Source organism: Streptomyces pathocidini, from assembly GCF_001418495.1.
Taxonomy (GTDB): domain Bacteria; phylum Actinomycetota; class Actinomycetes; order Streptomycetales; family Streptomycetaceae; genus Streptomyces; species Streptomyces pathocidini.
In genome coordinates this window covers 1-1,811 of sequence record NZ_LIQY01000579.1, presented here as the reverse complement: position 1 = coordinate 1,811, position 1,811 = coordinate 1, and the positions used below count along the sequence as shown (strand labels likewise).

The 1,811-nt window shown below is 76.9% G+C and carries 3 protein-coding genes; 1 reads left to right on the top strand and 2 read right to left on the bottom strand.

The window, feature by feature from the left end; all coding sequences use genetic code 11:
• The coding region (locus AOK16_RS22955; RefSeq protein ID WP_478072610.1) for a DUF8185 domain-containing protein at positions 1–541 on the top strand (541 nt) is incomplete at its 5' end.
• Between the two features lie 216 nt (positions 542–757).
• On the opposite strand, the gene AOK16_RS22950 is transcribed toward AOK16_RS22955, so the two are convergent.
• Positions 758–1,162, bottom strand: a complete 405-nt coding sequence (locus AOK16_RS22950) for a globin (RefSeq protein WP_055474053.1) — start codon at positions 1,160–1,162, stop codon at positions 758–760.
• Positions 1,163–1,251: 89 nt separating this feature from the next.
• Positions 1,252–1,811: FHA domain-containing protein (locus AOK16_RS22945; RefSeq protein WP_157859316.1), on the bottom strand; the 560-nt coding region annotated here is incomplete at its 5' end.

Genomic DNA, 1,811 nt, shown 5'->3' with positions numbered 1-1,811 from the left:
CGAGGCGGTCACCGGGCCGCCCTGGGCCGGGGTGCTGCCGCCGCGGGGCGGCTGGCTCCGGGTCGAGGGCCTGCCGGGGGCCGAGGACGTACGGGCGGTGGTCGCGGCGGCCGTCGCCGAGTTCCGCAAGCGCACCGCGGCCCTCCCCGAGGACGGGCGCACCCGCGCCGAACTCGACCGCATAGGGCGCGAGATCTGGTCCCGCACCCTCGGCTCCACCGGTCTGCCGCTGCGCGCCGCCCACGCGGCGCAGGCGCTGGGCTTCCTGCGGCCGACGGGCGCCGTGCCGGCCGCCCGCGGCGGAAGCGGGGCCGCGGGCGGCGCGGCCCGCAGTGCCGGTTCTCCACCGGGCGGCACCGGTTCTCCGTCGGGCGGCGCCGGTTCGGCAGCCGTCGGCGGGGTGCGGACCGCTCCCGCCGATCCGGCGCCGCAGCCCACCGCCCTGCTCGCGGCGGGGAGTTGGCTGCGGCTGCGGACGCCGTACGGCTCGATCGCCGTACGCCGGGCCGGGCTTCCAGGGCTTGCGGTCACCCCTTCCTGAGAACGGACACCCCCGGGCCGGATAAACCGGGCCGGACACCTCCAGGTGGACACCCTCGGGCTGAACACCCCCGGGCCGGACGCCTCCGGCTGGATACTCCCGGGCCGGACATCCTCGACTGGACACCCCCGGCTCGGCTGGGCACCCTCGGGCCGGACAAACCGTGCGCCCGGGGCGTCCGGGCGGGCGCCGTGGCGTGCGACGCCAACCGGCGCTCTAGTCCGGGGTGTTGATCATCGTGGCGGCGGCGTACGTGAGGTAGCGCCACAGCTGCGTCTCGTGCTCCGGGGCCAGCTCCAGCTCGTCGACCGCGTCGCGCATGTGGCGCAGCCAGGCGTCGTGCGCCTCGCGGTTCACGGTGAAGGGCGCGTGCCGCATCCGCAGGCGCGGGTGGCCGCGGTTGTCGCTGTAGGTGCGCGGACCGCCCCAGTACTGGATGAGGAAGAGGACCAGCCGCTCCTCGGCGGGGCCCAGGTCCTCCTCCGGGTACATCGGCCGCAGCACCGGGTCGGCCGCGACGCCCTCGTAGAAGCGGTGCACCAGCTTGCGGAAGACCGGTTCCCCGCCGACCTGCTCGTAGAAGGTCTGCTCCGGCACCGTGCCCCGTGGAATCTCAGTCACGCTCTCCATGGTCTCAGACGTGCGCCGGAGCCCGCCGGGCGGTGATCCCGGACCTCCGCGGGGCCCCGCCGTCTCCGCGGGTGGCGGGCTCAGCCCCGGCGGACCGTGATCGTGGTCCAGGCGCCGACGTGGACGCGGTCGCCCTCCTGGAGCGGGTGCGGGACGAACGGCCGGATCGGGTCGTCCCCGCCGTTGATCGTGGTGCCGTTCGTCGAGTTCTGGTCGATCACCGCCCAGGAGCCGTCCGGCTGGGCGACGAGGGTCGCGTGCTGGTGGGAGACGCCCGGGTCCTCCGGCCGGCCGCCCAGGTCGATGTCGGGGGACTCGCCGGTGCTGGGGCGGCGGCGCCCGATGGTGACCTGCCGCCCGGAGAGCGGGTGCCGCTGCTCGGGCGCGTAGGGCAGGTTGAGGCCGGCCGCCTCGGGGCCGCTGCGGCCCATCATCGCCCGGAAGTACTCGTGGTCGGGGGCCACCACGGCGACCCAGTCCGCGCCGGGCCGCGGCGGCTGGGCGCCGTACGGGGCCTGCGGGGCGTGGGAGGGCGGCCCCTGGGGCGGCTGCGGTGGCGGCAGGGTCCAGTCGTCACTGCCGCGGAAGTCCTGGCCCGCGGGCGGCGTAGGGGCGCCCGGCGGCGGGCCGAAGTCCCGTA